A 19,614-nucleotide genomic window follows, 5' to 3' on the forward strand; every position below is an offset into this window, starting at 1 on the left:
GGCGGCGGTGATCACTGCATGCGGAGGGCTTCCGGGGTGTGTAGGCGGAGCATGGTGGCGGCGATGTCGGCCGGGGCCCGCCTGCGGGTCGCCATCGACACGGCGACCATCACGGTGAAGGCCAGCGGCACCGTCCAGGCGGCCGGCTGCGCGATGAGCGTGGCCGGCCAGCCGGACAGCGGTGGGCCGAGCACGGTGACCAGCACCGCGCCGATCGCCGCGCCGCCGCCGGCCACCACGCCGGCGGTGGCGCCCACGTCGGTCAGCCCGCGCCACCAGATCCCGAGCACCAGCAGCGGGCAGAAGCTCGACGCGGCGACCGCGAAGGCCAGCCCGACGACCTGCGACACGTCCAGCCCGGAGACGTGCAGCGCCAGCACCGCGGGCACACCACCGGCGATGACGGTGGCCAGCCGGAACCCGCGTACCGAGCCCCGGCCGAGCACGTCCGTCGAGATCACCCCGGCGACGCTGGTCAGCAGGCCGGACGAGGTGGAGAGGAACGCCGCGAAGGCGCCCGCGGCGACCAGCGCGGCGAGCAGCCGCCCGGCCAGGCCGTCACCCAGGGCCGCTTCGGGTAGCAGCACCACCACCGCGTCGGTCTGGCCGCTGAGCAGCAGCTGCGGGGTGTAGATCCGGCCGAGGACCCCGTACAGGGTGGGCAGCAGGTAGAACGCGCCGACCAACGCCAGCACGACCAGTGTGGTTCGGCGGGCCGCCGCGCCGTCCGGATTGGTGTAGAAGCGCACCAGCACGTGCGGCAGGCCCATGGTGCCCAGGAAGGTGGCCAGGATCAGCGAGTACGTGGCGAACAGGCCCCGGTCGTCGTCACCGGCGGCGCTGGGCAGCAACCAGTCGTTGGCATCGGTGGCCACCCCGGAGACGTCCGGCACCGGATCACCGGCGGCGAAGGTCAACTCGTCGCCGGGGCGTACCTCCCGGATGTCACCGTCGGGCAGGGTGAGGGTCGCGCGGTGCTCGACCACGACGGTGGTCGCGGCCCGGAACGTCGGCCCGTCGGGCGGGGTCACCGCCGGGCGGCCGTCGGCCTGCCACTGGAGGGCCAGGAAGATCACCGGTACGGCGAGAGCGGTCAGCTTGAGCCAGTACTGGAACGCCTGCACGAAGGTGATCGCGCGCATGCCGCCCAGCGCCACGTTCGCGGTGACCACGGCCGCGACCAGCAGGGCTCCGAGGGGGTACGGGGAGCCGGCCACAGTGGCCAGGGTCAGCCCGGCGCCCTGGAGCTGCGGCACCAGGTACAGCCAACCGATGAAGATCACGAAGGCGGTGGCCAGGATGCGGAGTCGACGCGACCCCAGCCGCAGCTCGCAGAAGTCGGGCAGGGTGAACGCACCGGAGCGGCGCAGCGGTGCGGCCACGAAGAGCAGCAGGGCCAGGTAGCCGGCGGCGAACCCGACCGGGTACCAGAGCACGTCCACGCCGTACTTGAGGACCAGCCCCGCGATGCCGAGGAAGCTCGCCGCCGACAGGTACTCCCCGCCGATGGCGGCGGCGTTCCAGGTCGGACTGATCGCCCTGGACGCCACCAGAAAGTCGGACGTGGTCCGGGCCAACCGCAGCCCGTAGAAGCCGATCCCGACGGTGACCAGGGTGACCGCGACGATGGCCGGGACCACGAAGTCGTTGCCCACTCAGTGCTCCGGCCGTTGCACCAGGTCGGTGAAGTCCTGCTCGTTGCGCTCGGCCAGCCGCACGTACGCCCAGCCCACGCCGATCAGGAACGGGAAGGAGGCCACCCCGAGCAGCAGCCACGGCAGGTTGACGCCGGCGACGGTGGTCCGGCCGAGCGAGGGCGCGATCGCGAACAGCCAGGGCAGCCCGCCCAACCCGATGGCCACCACCAGGGACAGCCGCAGCGCCAGCGCGAGTTGGGCCCGGACCAGGCCGCGGACCAGGGCCTCGCCGACCTGGGTCTGCTGGGCCAGCTCGGCGCGGGTCCGCTCGGCGCGGGTGTCCTGCCTGGTGATCTCGGCCAGCACGATCCGGGACCGCCGGGGCGGCGGTACCGCACCGCTCGACCCCACGTCGGGGAGTTGCTTGGCCACCCCGGCAGTCTCGCCCGCCGTACGCGATTGTCAAGCGTTCACGCTCACCAGCGTTGCCACCCGAGGCAATCGGTCACGCTGGCGCTCACCGGGGTCGTGTCGAGAACCCGCCGGGCGCGTTCCCTGCCCAGGTTCGTCGCCCAGAAGCCGTCCCGGGGCAGCTCGGCGGCGATCTGCCCGAGCGCGCAGGAGCGCATCGGCTCGGGCAGCCGATCCAGGGCAGGTACGGCGTCGGCCGACAGCCCGGACAGGTAGCTGACGTCCAACCGGCCGGTCTCCAGGTACCGGTCGACGTTCCGTTCGGCGATCAGGCGATCCGGGTTGAGAAGGGCCAGCCCGAGCAGCGCCAGCACCGCGGTGCCGACCACCAGCCGGGGGAGCCATTCGGCCCGCAACCGCGCCACGGCCACCCCGACCAGGACGAAGAGCAGCCCGAGCCAGATCTCGACGGTCGACACGACGAGCCGCAGCCGGGTGGCACCGTACGCGTCGGCGTAGACCTGCATCCGGTAGAGCGCCGAGGCGACGATCACCAGACTGAGCACGGTGAGCGTGCCGAGCAGTACCCGGACCAGCAGCCGGTCCCCCCGGGTGGCCTTCGGCGCCCGACGGGCGGCGATCGCGATCACCAGCAGGGTGAGCGCGGTGACGGCGAGCAGTTGCCAGAATCCGCCACGGGCGTACTGGGCGTAGGTGAGCCCGGCCGTACGCAGCACGTGCCCCGCACCGCCGAACAACACCGTGAGCTGGACCAGCACGAACGCGGCGAACAGGGCGTCGAGCAACACCAGCGGGAGGGTCCACTCCAGCCGGTGGGCCGGCCGTGACGGCGCCGGACGCAGGCCCTCCAGGTCGGGTGGTCGGGTGACCAGGTAGGCGCCACCGAGCAGACCACCGCCGATCAGGATCAGCCGCAGCAACCAGCCGATCACACCGGCCGGCGCGATGTCGGGCAGCAGACCGCCGACCAGGTTGGCGAAGACCGCGTCGGCGGAGGAGAAGAGCAGCCCGAACAGCGTCAGCAGGACGGCGGACACCGCGAGGCTGGTCACGATGCGCCCGAACCCGATCCCCGACCCCGCCGAGCGATTGGTGCGCACTCCGCGTACCGCCCAGGGGAGCGCCCGTACCGTCGCGGTCGGTGGCAGCGTCACGGCGACCAGCATTCCGAATGGGCTTCGCCCGCCGGTCACCGCGAGTGTCCCGGTCCCCACCGCTGCGATCAGGCAGAGCGCGAAGAGCCAACCGGCGGCCCGGAACGTGCCGACGGCGATCAACGCGACCGTCGCGGCAGCCCAGGCGGCCTGCGCCGCCCGCCCCGGTGCCCCCGTGGCACCGGGACGGGCGGGTTGGGCGCCGGTTGCGGTGCCGGGCTCGGTCGGCGCGGTGCGGCCCGCGACCGGGGAGGACGTGCCGGACCTGACGACCGCTGCGGTGCTGAGGGCGGCAGTGCCGGCCAACGCGGCGACCAGCCAGCCGAGGCTCGGACGAACCATCGTGAGCACCGAGGCGCCGACGAACGCCGCCGCCGTCGACACCACCAGCACCGTCGGAACCGCATCGCCGGACGGCCCCGGCCAGCGCCGCGCGATCATCGATGGTGGCCGGGGCAGGAGCGGTGCGGCCGGAGCTGCCGGGGGCCGACCGGCCGCTGGCGGTGCGGCCGGGCCGGGCCTGACGGTCGGGGCGACCTGCGCTGGCCCGGTGGCCGGGAGGGGGGTGCTGCCGGGGCTGGTCATGCGGCCTCTTCTCGGTAGGGCCCGTCGCACGGGATGGTGACCTGGATGCGGCAGCCGGGTCGGTCACCCCGGTCTGGTCCGGCGGGATCGAGGACACCGATCCGACCGCCGTGTAGTTCGACGACCCACCGGGCGATGGCCAGGCCGAGGCCGGTCCCGCCGCCGGCCGACCGGTCGCCGCGGGTGAACCGCTCGAACACCCGCGATCGCTCGGCCGGCGGAATGCCCTGGCCCTCGTCGCTCACCTCGAAGCGGAGCTGGTCGCCGTGTTCCTCGGCGCACACCCGCACCGTGCCGCCGGGTGGGCTGTGTCGGGCCGCGTTGTCCAGGAGGTTCGCGAAGACCTGGTGCAGCCGCCACGGGTCCGCGTGGACCGTCAGCGGTGTCGGCAGGTCCCGGAGCTGGAAGCGCACGTCCAGGCCGGCGCCGGACGCGCTGGCCGTGGCGTGCTCCACCGCCTCGTCGAGGAAGTCCCCCACGTCCATGCGTACGCGCCGCAGCGGCACCACCCCGGCGTCGAGTCGGGACAGGTCGAGCAGGTCGGCCACGAGGTGCCCGAGCCGTTCGGTCTGGGCCAACGCCGAACGCAGCGCCGCGGGTTCGGGGTCGGCGACCCCGTCCACCATGTTCTCCAGCACGCCCTGCAACGCGGTGATCGGCGTACGCAGCTCGTGCGAGACGTTGGCGATCAGCTCGCGTCGACGCTGGTCGGCGGCGTGCAGATCCTCGGCCATCTTGTTGAACGCCTGGGCCAGCTCGCCGACCTCGTCGCGGGAGGTGGCGCGCACCCGACGTGTGTAGTCGCCACGGGCCATCGCACCGGCGGCCGCCGTCATGTCCCGCAACGGCGAGGTCATGCCGTGGGCGAGCACCTGCGAGGTGAGCAGGGCGACGGCGATGGCGGTGGCCGAGGTGATCGGCGGCGGCCAGCCGATGCCGTACGAGAAGTAGGCCAGGCCGGCCGCACCGGAGGCGACCAGCAGCACACCCAGCTTCAGCTTGATCGAGCGCACCGGGTCCAGCGGTCGGGGCAGTAGCTCCAGCACCCGGTCCAGCCGGGTGAGCAGGGTCGCCGTCATGACGGCAGCTCCAGGGCGTAGCCGACCCCGTGCACCGTGCGGATGAGGTCGGCACCCAGCTTGCGGCGCAGAGCCTTGATGTGGCTGTCCACTGTGCGGGTGCCGCTCCCGTCGCCCCATCCCCAGACCTCGGCGAGCAGCCGTTCCCGGGGGAGCACCGTGCGGGGCCGCCCCGCGAGGTGGACCAGCAGGTCGAACTCGGTCGGGGTGAGGTGCACGTCCGCGCCGGCCCGGCGGACCCGTCGCTCGGCCTCGTTGATCTCGATGTCGCCGAGGCGGATGGCGGGCGGCGCGGGAGTGGCGGCGGCCCGCTCCATCCGACGCAGCAGGACATGCACCCGGGCGGTGAGTTCCCGCATCGAGAACGGCTTGGTGAGGTAGTCGTCCGCGCCGACCGCCAGGCCCACGAGCAGGTCGGTCTCGTCGTCACGGGCGGTGAGCATCAGCACCGGCACCGGCCGGTCGGCCTGGATCCGGCGGCACACCTCCAAGCCGTCGAAGCCCGGCAGCATCACGTCGAGGACGACGAGATCCGGCTGTCCGGCGTGGAACTGGGCGACCGCGCTGGGCCCGTCCGTCGCGATCTCCACCGTGAAACCCTCGGCCCGTAGTCGGGCGGCGATGGACTCGGCGATGGTCCGTTCGTCCTCGACCACCAGTACCCGGCGTGCGTTCATGGGTCCTGACTGTAGGGAGCGGCCGTGGAGATCAGTGGTTTGCGTTGTGAATAACCTGTGGAGAACCGGTCACGGCTGTGGATAACTCGGGGATCATGCCGGCTGGCGTGTGGGAACTCCGGAGGCTCGTTGTGGACAACCGACTGTGCTGTCAGGGTGGTCCGGTAGAGAGGAGGTGTGACGGTGACCAACCCTGCCCGGCCCGGCTGGGGTGACGCCTGGACGGTGGACGACCTCCAGAGCCTCCCCGAGGACGACCAGGTCTACGAGATCTTCGACGGAAGCCTGCTCGTGTCCCCCCATGCGGACGTCTTCCACGGCGCGGTCGCCAATCGCCTCCGCCGGCTCCTCGACCGGCAGGCCCCCGCCGGTGTGCTCGTTGGTCAGGACATCGGGGTCAGCGCGAAACGCTCGTCGTACTTCGTGCCCGATCTCTTCGTCGCCAGTGAGAGCGCCCTGGACAGCGGCGGTGCCGCACTCGACCCGGCCGACGTGCTCCTCGTCGTCGAGGTGATCTCGCCGAGCAACGCTGGCCGTGATCTGGTGCTCAAACGCCACGAGTACGCGGCCGTCGGCATCCCGCTCTACTGGCTGGTGGAGCCCCGCAAGCAGACCCTGACCGTGCTGGTGAGTGGCGCGGGCGGTTACCGCGAGCAGGCCGTTCTGGCGGTTGGCGAGGTCTACCGCACCGAGCAGCCGTTCCCCCTCGCCCTGCCGTTGGCCGACATCTTCTGACCCAGGGCTTGATCCTTGAGGTGCTGAAAGTCGGGCCGTCCGGGCCGGTGGGATGGCCCGACTTTCAGGAACCCTTGGCGTCCGACGGTCACTCCAGGCCGATGCGCTCCGGCCGGGCCGAGGCGGAGCCGAGCCAGGTGTGCGGATTGCCGTACCAGCACCAGCCCAGCTTGGGTGCGCCCTGGCTGATCCACAGCGCCGGCACCCGCTTGTCGCCGCAGCGGGAGCCGACCAGCGAGAAGCACCGGTTGCTCGCCAATGCGGCCGGGTGCAGCGTGACGAAGGCGAGCCCCTCGTCGATGCTCAGCGGCAGTCGACCCTGGGCGGTGATCCCCTCCATGGCCGTGGCGGGTGCCAGGTTGCGGTACTCCTCGCCCCGGTCGACGTCGAAGAGCAGGTACGCCGGCCCGGCCGGCACCTCCAGCTCCTTGATCGGGTCGAAGCGGGGCAGGTCGTCCTCGGCGTAGTTCCGGTCGATGACGCCGGGCTTGCGTTTGCCGGCCAGGGTGGTCAGCTCCACCCGTTCCGGCACAGCGATCAGGTCCCGAGTGATGACCAGCAGGAACGGCACCCGGGCGTCGGTGGGGGCGGGCAGGCCGGCGGTGCCCTCGACCGCCCTGGCCCGCAGTGGCGCGACCAGGTCGCGGAAGGCGCTCTCGGTCAGCCCGGCGAGGGCGGGGTAGCCGAGCTGCACCAGTCGGTCGAGCTGGCTGTCGAACTCGGATTCGGCGTCGAACGGGGTCTCGGTCACGGCAGGCCTCCCGGAAGTCGTACGGACTAGCGTACAACGTACGGTAGGGCTGCTTCCATTCCCGGCTCAGCGACTCCAATCCTGCTTCGCGGCCCTGACCAGCTTGTCCTTCAACTCCCGGGTGTGCCGCCGGCTCACCGGCAGCTCGGTCGAGTCGATCACCACCACGTAGCCGGAGTTGACCAGCCGCAGCTCCGCGATCAACTTCAACTGCACCAGGTACGACCGGTGCACCCGGACGAAGCCGGCATCGGCCCAGCGTTCCGCCAGCGTGGCCAGCGAGACCCGCACCAGGTGCGACCCCTCCGCGGTGTGCAACCGGGCGTAGTCGCCCTGCGCCTCCACCCAGCGCACCGCCGACCGGGGCAGCATCCGGGTGGTGCCGGCCAACTCGATGGGGATGGTCGGGTCCTCCTCCGCGCGGGCCAGCGCCGCCGGGTGCGACGGCACCACCCGCGAGCCGATCACCCGCCGCAGCGACTCGGCCAGCCGATCGGCGCGCACCGGTTTCCGCACGTAGTCGGTGGCGCCCAGATCGAAGGCGTCCACCGCGCCGTCGTCGTACGCGGTGACGAACACGATCGCCGGTGGCCGGGCGAAGCGGCGCAACACCCGGGCCAGCTCCATGCCGTCCAGGCCGGGCATCCGGATGTCCAGGAAGACCACGTCCACGTCGCCGTCGCGCAGCATCCGCAGCGCCTCGGTGGCATCGCCGGCCGTGTGCAGCCGGGCCACCCGGGGGTCGGCCCGCAGGTGGTATGCCAGCTCGTCGAGCGCGGGCGGCTCGTCGTCCACCGCGAGGACGCGCAGGAAACCGGACGCGTTCACCGCACCCGTCCCGGTCCGCTCGCTCACGACAGTGCCCGCACGCCGGGGTGGAACTTCGGCACCCGCATGCTCACCTTCGTGCCCGACCCCAGCCCGGTCTCCACGACCAGGCCGAACCGGTCCCCGAAGACCGAGCGCAACCGCTCGTCGACGTTGGAGAGGCCGACGTGCTGGCCCGTGTCGTCGCCCGGGTCGCCGGTGCCGCGAGCCAGCTCGGCGATGCCGGCGGTCAGCGTGGTCGGATCCATTCCCACTCCGTCGTCCTCCACCGTGATGTGGCATTCGGCTCCCGCGTCCCGGGCCTCGATGCTCACCATGCCCGTGCCCGGCTTGCGGGACAACCCGTGGCGAACCGCGTTCTCCACCAACGGTTGGAGGCAGAGGAACGGCAGCGTCACCGGCAGCACCTCCGGGGCGATCTGCAACCGCACCTGCAACCGGTCGCCGAACCGGGCCCGTTCGATGGTCAGGTAGCGGTCGATCGACCGCAGCTCCTCGGCCAGCGTGGTGAACTCCCCGTGCGCCCGGAACGAGTACCTGGTGAACTCCGCGAACTCCAGGATCAGCTCCCGGGCCCGCTCCGGGTCGGTGCGTACGAACGAGCCGATCGCGGTCAGCGCGTTGTAGATGAAGTGCGGGCTGATCTGCGCCCGCAACGCCCGGACCTCGGCGCGGGCCAGCCGCTCCCGCGACGAGTCCAGCTCGGCCAGGGCGAGCTGGTTGCCGGCCCAGTGCGCCGTCTCCAGGGTGGCCTGCACCAACCCCGGAGGCGGCGGGCTGTCGGCGACCGCCACCAGCGCGCCCACCACCCGGCCGTCCGCCCCCAGCAGCGGTGCGACCACCGCCCCGCGGACCGGGCAGTCGACCCGGTCGCAGTGCAGTTCCTGCTCACCCAGCACGGTCGAGCGCCCGCTGTCCACCGTCCGCTGGGCCGCCGCGAGCAGTTGCTCTCCGTGGTGCGTGCCGCGCCCGTCGAGGGCCAGCAGCCGGTCGGCGTCGGTGAGCGCCAGCCCGACCGCGCCCACCAGCGCCCGCAGATGCCGTACGGCCTTCGCCGCGCCCGCCTCGCTCAACCCCGCTCGCAGCGGCTCGGCGGCCAGGCCGGCGGTGTGCAGCACCTCGTAGGTGGCCCGTTGGGTGGCGGTGGCGATGCCACGGCGGGCCCGCAGTCGCAGCACCGCCAGCAGGGCTGCGGTCAGCGCGGTGACGAGTGAGACGACGCCGACCACGGCGGAGAGGTTGGCAGCCACGCAGCGATCCTCGCCCCTGCGAGCCGGCGCGCCAACCCTCTAGTACGCGCCCTTGCGGGCGAGCACCACCCCGACGGTGCGCCACAGGATGCTCAGGTCGTACGCGAGCGACCAGTTGTCGACGTAGTAGAGGTCCAGTCGGACCGACTCGTCCCAGGACAGGTCGGAGCGGCCGGAGACCTGCCACAGCCCGGTCATGCCGGGGCGGACCAGCAGGCGGCGGCGTACGTCACCCAGGAAGTCACCGTCGTCGGCCGGCAGCGGACGCGGCCCGACCAGCGACATCTCGCCCCAGAGCACGTTGATCAGCTGCGGCAGTTCGTCCAGCGACGTGGCCCGCAGGAAACGACCGACCGGGAAGACCCGAGGGTCCTCCTTCATCTTGAACAGCATGCCGTCGGTTTCGTTCCGATCGACCAGGCTGGCCAACCGGTCCTCGGCGTTGACGTACATGGTGCGGAACTTCCACACCCGGAACGTGCGCCCCTCGTGCCCCACCCGGGGCTGGCGGAAGAAGACCGGCCCGGGGTCGGAGATCCGGATCGCCACGGCGATGGCCAGGAAGAGCGGGATCAGCAGCAGCAGGCCGAGGCCGGCGGCGACCCGGTCCATCAGGTTCTTGGCCAGCAGCGCCGGCCCGGAGAGGGTCGGCTCCTCGACGTGCAGCAGCGGCAGACCCTCGATCGGCCGGATGTGCACCCGGGGGCCGGCGATGTCGGTGAGCTGCGGCGCGACCACCAGGTCGACGCCGGAGCCCTCCAGTTGCCAGGCCAGCCGACGCAGCTCGCCCGGCTCCGCGCTGGCCGACCCGCAGACGGCGATGGTGTCCCCACCGACCTCACGGACCAGGGCCAGGACGTCGCGTCCGGCGTACACCGGAACCGGTGTCGGCATGCCTCGGGCCGCCGCGTACCCGTCGGTGATGTGGATGGCGACGGGCATCAGCCCGGCGGCCGGGCTGCGGGTGACCGCCGCGTAGACCTCCAGGCATTCGGGCAGGGTGCCGACCAGCACCATCCGGTGCGCGGCCTGGCCGGCCCGCCGTCGGATGTAGTGCAACGCCCACCGGGCGACAAAACGGCCCCACAGGATCAGCAGCAGCGCCCCGAGCAGCGCCGTGCCGACCGTCCAGCGGGACAGCGCGGTCTTGGTGGCGAAGGCGAGGAACGAGACGCTCGCGGCGACGGTCACCGCGGCCCGGATGACCCGCTTGAACTCGTCCGGGCCGAGCCCCAGATAACGTCGGTCGTAGGCCCGGTTGCTCCAGAGGATGACCACCCAGCCGAGCGGGAGCAGCAGGTAGGACACGGTGTGGAACCAGGTCGGGTCCTGCTTGAGGTCGTTGAACCCGGAGGCGGCCTGGTCGAACAGCTGGATCGCGATCCAGCTGGCGAACGCCGCCGCGCCGAAGTCGAGCAGCAGCAGGATCGCCGTGTACGGGCGGTGCCAGCGGGAGACGCGGCGTCGCGCTCGGGCCCAGGCCGACCGGGGTACGCCGTTGTGGGACGGCGGCGTCGGCGGCTGGATCTCGAAGCTGTCGACGTGCCGCACGAGTCTGCTCCGGCCTTCGTTGGTTACCGGGCGCTGGAGGCTTGCCGTCACCTCACCCATGTCCTCCCGCATGACACGGGCCGCTCACTCGGCGTGAAGGCCCGGGTCGCCCACCGTCCCAGTCTCCCACGCGGCCTCCGACCGATCGTCGCCCCGAAGGAGATTGGCGACCGACGGTGCTGGCGGGATCTGGCCGGCTCCGCACCATTTCAGAAGCCGGGGACCGGGCCACTATACCGATGGATGCGCGCGTGGCGAGAAGGGCGGACCGGAGCTTCCGCTCAGGGAGGGCGATTCCGCTACGTAGTCCTGAAGTGCAATTACTCACCGTACGAGGCGAGACAACCGACGGTCAGCGAGCGGCTTGCCGCCGGTCTGGCAGGTGGGGCAGTACTGCAGGCTGGAGTCGGCGAACGACACCTCGCGCACTGTGTCGCCGCAGACCGGGCAGGGCAGCCCGGTGCGCGCGTGCACCTTCAGCCCGGAGCGCTTCTCGCCCTTCAGCTCCGCGGCCCGCTGACCGAGGGACCGCTCGACCGCGTCACCGAGGACCTGTCGGGTGGCCGCGTGCAGGGTGGCGATCTGGGCGTCGGTGAGCCGATCGGTGATCGCGAACGGGGACAGCTTCGCGGCGTGCAGGATCTCGTCGGAGTACGCGTTGCCCACCCCGGAGAGCACCGACTGGTCGGTCAGCACCCCCTTGACCTGCCCCCGTCTGCTCCGCAGTCGCTCGGCGAAGAGGGGCAGATCCGCGGCGAGCGCGTCCGGGCCCAGCTTGGCCACCCCGGGGACCGCCGCGGGGTCGGTGACCAGATATGCGGCCAGCTTCTTCTGGGTGCCGGCCTCGGTGAGGTCGAAGCCGGACCCGTCATCCAGGCGTACCCGCACCGCGATCGGGCCCTTGCCCGGACGTAGCGGGGTGGTGGAGGGGAACGCCTCCCGGTAGTGCAGCCAGCCCGCTCGCGCCAGATGCACCACCAGGTGCAGGCCGCCCTCGAAGAGGACGTCGAGGAACTTTCCGTGCCGACTGGCGTCGACCACCGCCCGGCCGGCGACCTCGGTCGGCGCCGGCTCGTACGTCTTCAGGGCGCTGATCGCGGCGATCTCCAGTCGATCGACGCGCCGCCCCACCGCGCGCTGACGCAGGTAACCCGCGAGCGCCTCAACCTCCGGTAGTTCGGGCACGACACAACGGTAGCCTTCTTTCCCGTGAGCGTGAGGAATGAGCTTGCGAGTCCCGCAATCGCGAACGAGAGGCAAGCTGCGTGAAAATCGTGGTGGCACACAACCGGTACCGCGAAGCCCAGCCCTCCGGCGAGAACACGATCGTCGACTCGGAGATCGCTCAGCTCACCGCCGCTGGCGTCGAGGTGCTGCCCTTCATTCGCAGTTCGGACGAGATCCCGTCGATGTCGAAGTCGGCGAAGGCCCTGCTGCCGATCTCGCCGATCTGGGCGCCGCGCGCCCAGCACGACCTGAGCCGGCTGCTCACCGAGCACCGACCGGACGTTCTGCACCTGCACAACCCGTACCCCCTGATCTCGCCCTGGGTGGTGCGGACCGCGCACCGGCACGGCGTGCCGGTGGTGCAGACGGTGCACAACTACCGGCAGGTCTGCTCGTCGGGGATCTACTTCCGGGATGGCGTGATCTGTCAGGACTGCAAGGGTCGGGCGTTGGGTGTGCCCGCGATCAAGCACCGTTGCTACCGCGACTCGGCGGTGCAGAGCGCGCTGATGGCGACCACCCTGGCCGTGCACCGGGGCACCTGGCGCTCGGTGGATCGGTACATCGCGCTCACCTCGGCGATCGCCGATCACCTCCGCGACTACGGCATTCCGGACGAACACATCGTGGTGAAGCCGAACTCCGTACCCGACCCGGGTCGGCCGGTGCCGCTGGGTGACGGGTTCCTCTACATGGCCCGGCTCTCCCCGGAGAAGGGCGTCGACCTGCTGCTGGACGCCTGGCGTCGGCACCCGGTGGGTGCGCTGGGCACGCTGCGGATCGCCGGTGACGGTGAGTTGCGCCCACTCGTGGAGGCAGCCGCCGCCGAGCGATCCGACGTGGTCTACCTCGGTCAGCTCGACCGGGCCGGCGTGCGGGCCGCCGTCGAGGCGAGCGCCGTGGTGATCGTCGCCGCGATGTGGCACGACGTGCTGCCCACCGTGATCATCGAGGCGTTGGCGAGCGGCCGACCGGTGCTCGGTACGGCGTTGGGCGGCATTCCGTACCTGGTCGGGGCCGACGCCCCGCACGAGCCCGCCGGCACCGGGCCCGCCGAGAACGCCTCCGCGGTCGCCGGGGGCGGCGGGCCAGCCATGCCGGCGGGGATCGGTCTGGGCGAGGCCGGTTGGGTGGTCGCCCCGGAGCCGGCCGCGCTCGCGGCGGCGCTGCCGGTCGCCCGCGCCGGTGCGTCCGGGGTGACCCTGGCCGCCCGCGCCCGCTACGAGCGCATCTTCCACCCCGACGTGGTCACCAAGCAGCTCATCGACATCTACGCGGGCCTGGCCCGAACCCCCAACCACGTCTGAACCCGGTCGCGCCCGCGCCGGCCTGCCCAGCAAGATCGCGCTCGATCCAGGAGGTAGTCCCCTCCGGCTGCTCCGAGGCCACCACATGCTCGATCAAGCGCGATCGTGACCCTCCCGCGTGGATCTTGCGGACGGGTGGCGCGCGGAGGTGAGGGGCTGGTCAGCGCAGGGAGGCGCGGGCCGAGAAGGCGATGCTGGCCAGCAGGAAGCCGCCGTTGACGATCGTGAAGGCGACCATCACCCAGAGGGCCAGCGCGGGGGCCACGGCGAGCACGACGGCGGCCACGAAGACCACCGCGCCGTAGTCGCGGACCAGCTTCACCAGGCGCACCGGCAGTGAGGTCGAGGTGACCATGCTGGCCGCGTTCGGGCCGGCCTGCATCACCGACGTCACCAGGTTGACCATCCAGGTGCCCGCGAAGGTCGCCACGAGCCAGGTCGGCGTGCCCGGCTCCTGCGCCACGGCGGTGGCGGCCAGGGCCGCCACCAGGGCGATCTGCGCGGCCACGTCGCAGAGCACGTCGACACGCGCGCCGGCCGCGCTGCCCTGACCGGTCACCCGGGCCAGCTGCCCGTCCGCGCAGTCCAGGGAGTACGCCACCTGCCAGCCGACCAGGGCGAGCAGGCCGACCACCCAGGCCGGTACGTCCCCGGCGGCGACCGGCGCGGCGAGCGCCACCACGGTGACCGAGGTGGCCAGCCCGAGTACCAGGTTCGTGATGGTCAACGCGGTCGGTCGCAGCCCGAGCCGCTGGGCGACGAGCGCGAAGACGGCCCCCAGCCACTGGCTGATCGACTCGCTGAACAGGCCGCCGCCCCGGTTCACCCGGTGGAAGTCGGCGACGGTGGGACGGGGGTCAGCCAAGCTGGTCGCGGATTGCACCGGCGTAGTCTGCCAGCCGCTCCCGGGTCTCGGTAGGCGACAGTGCCAGGTGTTCGAGGATGGTGTACCGGTCCGGCCGGGTACGCGGCGCGAACTGCACCGCCTCGATGAACTGGTCGTCGGTGAGCGCCACCTCGGCGGGGAGCCGGGGCAGACCGTGCCGGGCGAGGCAGGCCGACATCTCCCCGAAGCGGCGGAGATCTCCGCGCAGCCAGGTGCAGAACAGCGCGCCCAGCCCGGCCAGTTCGCCGTGCGAGGCGGTTCCCGGAAAGAGCGAGTCGACCGCGTGCATGATCTCGTGGCAGCCGCCGCTGCACGGACGGCTGGTGCCGTCGACAGCCATCGCCAGACCGCTGGAGATCAACGCCTCGGCGAGGACGATCACGAAGGCGTCGTCGCTCATGTCGCCGGGGTGGTTGAGCACCGCTTCGGCGCCCGCCCGCGAGAGCGAGGCGGCCAGCCCGTCGACCGGCTCACCGCGTACCTGTCGGGACAGCTCCCAGTCGGCCAGCGCGCTGATGTTGCTGATCACGTCGCCGATGCCGGCCCGGTTGTGCCGATCCGGGCCGCTCTCCACGAAGTCCAGGTCGACGATCACCCCGATCGGGATGTGGACCCCGTAGGAGCCCTTGATCCCGTCGGTGATCAGGCTGGCAACCGGGGAGGCGATCCCGTCGTTGGCGAGGCTGGTCGCCACCGACACCATCGGCAGCCCTCGACGGGTCGCCGCGTACTTGGCCACGTCGATGGTCTTGCCGCCACCGATGCCGACCACCGCGTCGTAGGACCGGGAGCGGAGTTTGCCGCCCAGGTCGTCGGCGGCGTCCAGCGTCCCGCCGGAGACGGTGAACACGTCCGCCGAGCGCAGCGACGGTCGGATCAGCTCCGCGATCTGGGCACCCTGACCCGGGCCGACCACCACCGCGACGTCGCCCCCGGAGGAGATCCGCCCGTCGGCCAGGATCGCGCCCAGGTCGGCGACCGCCCCGCGCCGCACGTCGATGTGCAGCGGGGTGAGGACGCTGCGAGCTAGTAGCGGCACGCGATCTCCCGCGCGCGGGCCAGGTCGGCGTGGTTGTCGACCTCGACCCACGGGACGTCACCGATCGGCGCCGCCCGCACCTCCCCGCCCCGGTCGGAGAACTCCTGGTAGCCGTCCTCGTAGTAGAGGTTCGGGTCCCGCCGCCAGGTCGCCTCCAGCGCGTCGGCGAGGGCGTCGGCGACCTGCGGCTCGATCAGCGTCGCGCCGATGTACTCCCCGTACGCCTCGCCCGGGTCCATGATCTTGGTGATCCGGGTGAGCTGGCCGGCGGCGTCGAAGGTGGTCTTCATCTCCTCCTCGGCCAGGGGCTTGAGGGTGTCCACGGCCAGCAGGATCCCCGGGCCACGCTCGGCGAGCAGTGTCTTCTCCACGCTCACCGGGTGCACGGTGTCCCCGTTGACCAGCAGCACCCCGCGCGCGAAGTACTCCCGGGCGAGCCAGAGCGAGTAGGCGTTGTTCCACTCCTCGGCCTTGTCGTTGTGCACCAGGGTGAGCGTGACCCCGTACTTCTTTTCCAGCTCCGCCTGGCGGGAGACGACCGCGTCCGCCGCGTAGCCGACGACGATCACGATGTCGGTGAGCCCCACCTCGGCGAGGTTGCCCAGCGCGATGTCCAGGATCGTCGTCTCGCCGTCCACCGGCACCAACGCCTTGGGCAGGGTGTCGGTGTACGGGCGCAGCCGTCGTCCCGCTCCGGCCGCGAGCACCATTCCGATCATCGCGACATCCTCCCTCGTCCTGCTCCCGTCACCGCTGGAGGATAGCCCCGGCCGGGTGTGCCGCTCCGGCCAACCGGGTCAGCCGGGCAGTGCCGCCAGGTCGGCGAGCATGGTCAGGCGCTCCTCCGCGCTGAGCGCGGCGTACGGGCCGGCGGCCCGCCGGTCGGTCTCCAGTTCGATGGCGAGTCGCTCGGGACCGGCCGGTAGCGCAGCGATGCTCGACGCGGTGTGACCGGCGGCGGTCCAGGCGGCGGCGTGCGCGTCGGCCCGGTGGTGTCGCAGCGTGCTGAGCCGGTTGAGCAGCAGAACGCCCGACGGGGTGCCGTCCGGCTCGTACGGGGGCGCCAGCGCGGCGAAGGCCGAGGCGACCGGGTCCGGCTCCTCGTCGGCCAGCACCAGGGCGTACGACAGCAGTCGGCCGAGCATGGCCACCAGTCGGGCCACCCGGTCGTCGTGGCCGGCCCACAACTCCTCGGTGACCTCGGCGTGCACCTGGTAGAGCTCGGCGAGGAAGGCGGCGCCCCGCTCGGTGGCGGACAGGGCTCCGTCCGGGCCGCGGTAGATCATCCCATGGGCCACCTGCTTGTCCACGGTCCGCCGGCAGGCGACCGGGTCCTGGTAGCGGGTGATCGCCGCGAACCCGGGACCGTCGACGGTGCCTCCGGGGGCGGCCAGCCGGGTGCGCAGGTCGACCAGGAAGCCGGTCGCCGTGATTCCGCCGTAGCGCTGCGACAACTCGGCGCCACCACCGTCCCGGCCGGCCAGGATGCCGGCGCGGAAGGTCCGGTCCACTGCCGGTGCGAGCAGCCCGGCGATCCGGTGGGGCGCCAGTTCGACGGTGTTCACAGACCGATCGACCGCAGGACGGCGAAGCCCTCCTCCGCGATCCGCCGGATCAGCCCGTCGTTGACGTCGCGGTGCTCGTCGAGCACTGTCACCTCGTGCTCGGCCAGCCAGCGGTACTCGGTGTGCTTGCCGGCCTCCAGCATCGGACGGTCGAGGTCACCGTCGACGCGGACCAGGAAGTCGTACTCGGTCCGGGCCAGGCCGTCGTCGCCGACGTAGCTGTACTCGCCCACCTGCCCCAGGACGTGGGAGAGGACCCAGCCGGTCTCCTCGGTGATCTCCCGGCGCAGTGCCTCGTCGATGTCCTCGCCCGGCTCCACGTGGCCGCCGACGATGTCCCAACAATTGGGAAACAGGCGTCGGTGTGGTGAGCGGCGCTGAAAGAAGATGCGGCCGTCATGGTCGACGATCAGCGCGCCGGCGCAGCGCAGGGGCTCGGTGGACACCACCCGACAGTAGCCAGCGTCCGCAGCTTGTGCGATGCCGCTCTTGTCCCGGAAACATCCACCGACCACCATGTCCGTACCGAATGCCACCGTCCCAAAGGGGTGATGTGTGATGCAGGTACGGGATGCGATGTCCAGCCAGGTCCTCGTCGTCGGTCCGGAGCACACGCTCCGCCAGGCGGCCCGGATGATGTCGGCCCGCGGTGTCGGGTCGGCGGTCGTGATCGACCCGGATTCCGAGGGTGTGGGGATCATGACCGAACGCGACGTGTTGAAGGCCATCGGCGCCGGCCTGGACTGCGACGTGGAACGCACCGGCGCCCATCTGACCTGGGACGTGGTCTACGCGGGGCCGGAATGGACGGTGGCGGAGGCCGCCGCCGCGATGGCCCGGGGCGGATTCCGGCACCTGGTCGTGCTGGACGGCCAGGAGGTGGCCGGCGTGATCTCCGTCCGGGACATCATGCGGGTCTGGTCGGAGAGCCAGGCGGTCGCCACGACCTGACCGGGGGTGGTGTGCGGGGCCGGATCGATGGGTAGACATCCCTTGCGGGCGCGGAGATGCCGTGGCCCGTGGGGGAGGTCCCGATGCGCGACGCGGAGCGGCTGGTCGAGCAGCAGTACGCCATGCTCCTGCGTCGGGACGTGGCCCGGCTGCCGGATCTCTACGCCCCGGAGGCCTTCTACGCCATGCCGGGCGTGACGGTCCGGCCGATCGAGCTGCCCGCGCTGCTGCGTACCTGGACCGGCGCCTTTCCAGACCTGCGGGTCGACCCGATGGGCGCGGTCCGTACCGGCGGTGGCGCTGCGGTCGAGCTGCGACTGACCGGCACCCACACCGGCACCCTGCATTCGCCGTACGGCACCGTCGCGCCCACCGGCCGGCTGGTGAGCTGGGAGGTGGCCGACGTGGTCCGGGCCCGCAAGGGTCGGATCACCGCGTGGCGTTCCTACTTCGACTGGAGTCAGCTCCTCGACGCGCTCGGCGTGCAGCTGGAGGGACTTTCCCGGGCCGCGCAGCACGACGCGCTCGCCCTTCCGGTCTGATCTGCCGCCGACCGGCCCAGTGGGGTCACCCGACCCGGTGGCTCAGGATGCGGACATCGCCGTGCCGACCGCGCGTCCCCTGCCGCCGCCCGTACGCTCAACATCCATGACCGCCGAGCAGTTGATCTCCTTTGCCCGTGGGGCTCCCTCGCTGGACATCGTCGATGTCGAGGGGCTCAAGGCCGCCGCCGTCCGCGCCTTCGACGCCGACCCCGCGGGGGTGACGGCGTACGGCACCTCCGTCGGGTACCTACCGCTGCGAAAGTGGATCGCCGAGAAGCACGGGGTCGAGGCCGACCAGGTGCTGGTCACCAACGGGTCGCTCCAGGCCGACGCGTTCCTCTTCGACCACCTGGTCCGCCCCGGGGACGCGGTGGTGGTGGAGCGCCCGACGTACGACCGCACCCTGCTCAACCTCCAGCGGATGGGCAGTGAGCTGCACGGCATCGCCGTCCAGCCGGATGGCCTGGACACTGCCGAGCTGCGCAAGCTGCTGGAGTCCGGCGTCCGCCCAAGGCTCGCGCACGTCATCCCGAACTACCAGAACCCGGCCGGCATGACGTTGTCCCTGGAGAAGCGCCGGGAGCTGCTCGACCTGGCCGCCGAGTACGAGTTCACGATCTTCGAGGACGACCCGTACGCGGACATCCGCTTCCGTGGCGAGGCGCTGCCGTCGATGCTCTCGCTGGACACCCGCAACGTGGTGGTGCACGCGTCGAGCTTCACCAAGACGGTCTGCCCTGGTGTGCGGGTCGGTTACCTGGTCGGCCCGGCCGATTTGATCGCCTCCATCGCGAAGAACGCGACGAGCCTCTACATCTCGCCCGGGATGGTGTCCCAGGCGATCGTGCACCAGTTCTGCGTCTCCGGTGACATCGACCGCTCGATCGAGACGGTCCGCGCGGCGCTCGGCGAGCGGGCCCAGGTGCTCGCCGATTCGTTGCGCCGGCACCTGCCGCAGGCGCGGTTCGTGGAGCCCGACGGCGGTTACTTCCTCTGGGTGGAGTTCCCGGAGGACGTGCTGGTCGACCGGCTCGCCCCGGCGGCGGCCGAGCGCGGGGTCGCCGTGGTCAAGGGCAGTGACTTCGTGCTGGACGGCGGGCGGCACGCCCTCCGACTGGCCTTCTCGGCGGTGACCGCCGACCGGATCGACGAGGGTGTCCGGCGGCTCGCGTCGGCGGTCGAGGCCGTCCGCAGCTGAAATAACTGTCGGGTTCCTGACAGAACGACGATGCCGGCCGTCCCGGGGCTCCCCTCCGGGCGGCCGGCTGGCCCACAATGCTGCGAGCGTCACCCCGCCACTGCGGATTTCACCGCCCGGCCTCCGGGCCGGCCCTGCCGGGTTGACGCGGCAGCACAACCTCCCGCCCCCACAGGTGCCGGGTGGGCCGTGTCGTCCCCCGCACGCCCCCCGATGC

Annotated in this window: 20 protein-coding genes; 5 read left to right on the plus strand and 15 right to left on the minus strand. The window is 71.9% G+C overall.

Annotated features, from left to right (window positions below):
- Positions 1–11 precede the first annotated feature (11 nt).
- Genes ABTW72_RS06995 through ABTW72_RS07015 form a run of 5 tightly spaced genes read right to left on the minus strand, consistent with a single transcriptional unit; the run spans position 12 to position 5,564 of the window.
- Positions 12–1,655 (minus strand): sodium/solute symporter, encoded by a 1,644-nt coding sequence (locus tag ABTW72_RS06995; RefSeq protein WP_350855219.1) that lies wholly within the window; start codon positions 1,653–1,655, stop codon positions 12–14.
- Positions 1,656–2,069, minus strand: coding sequence for a DUF485 domain-containing protein (locus ABTW72_RS07000; protein WP_225855272.1), 414 nt, complete (start codon positions 2,067–2,069; stop codon positions 1,656–1,658).
- A gap of 44 nt (positions 2,070–2,113) precedes the next feature.
- Entirely contained in the window at positions 2,114–3,808 is a 1,695-nt protein-coding gene (locus tag ABTW72_RS07005) for a DUF4153 domain-containing protein (protein WP_350855222.1), read from the minus strand.
- A complete protein-coding gene (locus ABTW72_RS07010) occupies positions 3,805–4,887 on the minus strand; it encodes a sensor histidine kinase (protein ID WP_350855224.1) in 1,083 nt (360 codons plus the stop codon). The genes ABTW72_RS07005 and ABTW72_RS07010 overlap by 4 nt, the downstream gene beginning before the upstream one ends.
- Positions 4,884–5,564: a response regulator transcription factor gene (locus ABTW72_RS07015; RefSeq protein ID WP_350855227.1), complete on the minus strand. Its 681-nt coding sequence runs from the start codon at positions 5,562–5,564 to the stop codon at positions 4,884–4,886. The genes ABTW72_RS07010 and ABTW72_RS07015 overlap by 4 nt, the downstream gene beginning before the upstream one ends.
- A gap of 183 nt (positions 5,565–5,747) precedes the next feature.
- On the opposite strand from ABTW72_RS07015, the gene ABTW72_RS07020 reads away from it, so the two are divergent.
- The gene (locus tag ABTW72_RS07020) at positions 5,748–6,299 is read left to right on the plus strand and encodes a Uma2 family endonuclease (RefSeq protein WP_350855230.1); all 552 of its coding nucleotides are present in this window, start codon (positions 5,748–5,750) and stop codon (positions 6,297–6,299) included.
- Positions 6,300–6,387: 88 nt separating this feature from the next.
- Here ABTW72_RS07020 and ABTW72_RS07025 read toward each other — a convergent pair whose 3' ends face one another.
- The 5 genes from ABTW72_RS07025 to ABTW72_RS07045 form a co-directional block, all read right to left on the minus strand.
- Complete coding sequence (locus tag ABTW72_RS07025) at positions 6,388–7,050, minus strand: DUF5701 family protein (protein ID WP_350855233.1); 663 nt, start codon at positions 7,048–7,050, stop codon at positions 6,388–6,390.
- Positions 7,051–7,116: 66 nt separating this feature from the next.
- Entirely contained in the window at positions 7,117–7,878 is a 762-nt protein-coding gene (locus tag ABTW72_RS07030) for a LytR/AlgR family response regulator transcription factor (protein WP_350855469.1), read from the minus strand.
- Between the two features lie 23 nt (positions 7,879–7,901).
- Complete coding sequence (locus ABTW72_RS07035; RefSeq protein WP_350855235.1) at positions 7,902–9,128, minus strand: sensor histidine kinase; 1,227 nt, start codon at positions 9,126–9,128, stop codon at positions 7,902–7,904.
- A 39-nt stretch (positions 9,129–9,167) separates the two neighbouring features.
- Positions 9,168–10,739, minus strand: a complete 1,572-nt coding sequence (locus ABTW72_RS07040; RefSeq protein ID WP_350855472.1) for a sugar transferase — start codon at positions 10,737–10,739, stop codon at positions 9,168–9,170.
- A 264-nt stretch (positions 10,740–11,003) separates the two neighbouring features.
- Complete coding sequence (locus ABTW72_RS07045; protein ID WP_350855238.1) at positions 11,004–11,864, minus strand: Fpg/Nei family DNA glycosylase; 861 nt, start codon at positions 11,862–11,864, stop codon at positions 11,004–11,006.
- 80 nt (positions 11,865–11,944) lie between these two features.
- Here ABTW72_RS07045 and ABTW72_RS07050 point away from each other — a divergent pair, with 80 nt between their 5' ends.
- Positions 11,945–13,213, plus strand: coding sequence for a glycosyltransferase (locus ABTW72_RS07050; protein WP_350855241.1), 1,269 nt, complete (start codon positions 11,945–11,947; stop codon positions 13,211–13,213).
- A 160-nt stretch (positions 13,214–13,373) separates the two neighbouring features.
- On the opposite strand, the gene ABTW72_RS07055 is transcribed toward ABTW72_RS07050, so the two are convergent.
- The 5 genes from ABTW72_RS07055 to ABTW72_RS07075 form a co-directional block, all read right to left on the minus strand.
- The gene (locus ABTW72_RS07055) at positions 13,374–14,096 is read right to left on the minus strand and encodes a CDP-alcohol phosphatidyltransferase family protein (RefSeq protein WP_350855244.1); all 723 of its coding nucleotides are present in this window, start codon (positions 14,094–14,096) and stop codon (positions 13,374–13,376) included.
- Positions 14,071–15,138, minus strand: coding sequence for an iron-containing alcohol dehydrogenase family protein (locus ABTW72_RS07060; RefSeq protein WP_112625357.1), 1,068 nt, complete (start codon positions 15,136–15,138; stop codon positions 14,071–14,073). The genes ABTW72_RS07055 and ABTW72_RS07060 overlap by 26 nt, the downstream gene beginning before the upstream one ends.
- The gene (locus ABTW72_RS07065) at positions 15,126–15,857 is read right to left on the minus strand and encodes a phosphocholine cytidylyltransferase family protein (RefSeq protein WP_350855247.1); all 732 of its coding nucleotides are present in this window, start codon (positions 15,855–15,857) and stop codon (positions 15,126–15,128) included. Before ABTW72_RS07065 ends, ABTW72_RS07060 begins: the two co-directional genes overlap by 13 nt.
- A gap of 78 nt (positions 15,858–15,935) precedes the next feature.
- Positions 15,936–16,703: a hypothetical protein gene (locus tag ABTW72_RS07070; RefSeq protein ID WP_350855250.1), complete on the minus strand. Its 768-nt coding sequence runs from the start codon at positions 16,701–16,703 to the stop codon at positions 15,936–15,938.
- Positions 16,700–17,149 carry an NUDIX hydrolase gene (locus ABTW72_RS07075; protein ID WP_186718371.1) on the minus strand — a complete coding sequence of 150 codons (450 nt, stop codon included), beginning with the start codon at positions 17,147–17,149 and terminating at the stop codon, positions 16,700–16,702. Before ABTW72_RS07075 ends, ABTW72_RS07070 begins: the two co-directional genes overlap by 4 nt.
- 112 nt (positions 17,150–17,261) lie before the next feature.
- Between ABTW72_RS07075 and ABTW72_RS07080 the strand changes: the two genes are divergently transcribed.
- From ABTW72_RS07080 to ABTW72_RS07090, 3 genes are all read left to right on the plus strand, one after another.
- Complete coding sequence (locus tag ABTW72_RS07080) at positions 17,262–17,654, plus strand: CBS domain-containing protein (RefSeq protein WP_091396882.1); 393 nt, start codon at positions 17,262–17,264, stop codon at positions 17,652–17,654.
- A gap of 83 nt (positions 17,655–17,737) precedes the next feature.
- Entirely contained in the window at positions 17,738–18,196 is a 459-nt protein-coding gene (locus tag ABTW72_RS07085) for an ester cyclase (protein WP_124770741.1), read from the plus strand.
- A gap of 106 nt (positions 18,197–18,302) precedes the next feature.
- Positions 18,303–19,397, plus strand: a complete 1,095-nt coding sequence (locus tag ABTW72_RS07090; protein ID WP_112601309.1) for an aminotransferase-like domain-containing protein — start codon at positions 18,303–18,305, stop codon at positions 19,395–19,397.
- Positions 19,398–19,614: the final 217 nt, after the last annotated feature.

The organism is Micromonospora sp. NPDC127501 (assembly GCF_040302185.1).
Lineage (GTDB): Bacteria > Actinomycetota > Actinomycetes > Mycobacteriales > Micromonosporaceae > Micromonospora.